The sequence below is a fragment of the Streptomyces sp. SID11385 genome, from assembly GCF_010548245.1.
In the GTDB taxonomy this organism is placed as follows: Bacteria; Actinomycetota; Actinomycetes; order Streptomycetales; family Streptomycetaceae; genus Streptomyces.
The window spans coordinates 1-273 of record NZ_JAAGLR010000998.1; the positions used below are offsets into that span (position 1 = coordinate 1).

General features: G+C 71.8%; 1 protein-coding gene. It reads left to right on the top strand.

Annotated features, from left to right (window positions below; translation table 11 throughout):
* A partial coding sequence (locus G3I42_RS30370) for a TOBE domain-containing protein (RefSeq protein ID WP_239096781.1) occupies positions 1-273 on the top strand: 273 nt, incomplete at both ends.

The following is a 273-nucleotide window of genomic DNA, read 5'->3' on the forward strand; positions in this document are numbered from 1 at the left end:
CTGGCCGTGAGTCCGGAGACCGTTCGCCGCTGGGCCGACGGTGGTCAGCTCGCGATGGACCGGGGCGGTTCGGGAAACCGGGTGATCGACGGCGTCAGCCTCGCGTGCTTCGCCACGGAGCGTGCCGCCGGGCTGCATCCGGTACCCGGGGACGTCCTGACGTCGGTACGGAACTCGTTCGCCGGGATCGTCGTCGCGGTGACGGCCGACGACGTGGTGGCGCAGGTGGAGATCCAGTCGGGGCCGCACCGGCTGGTGTCGCTGATCAGCCGC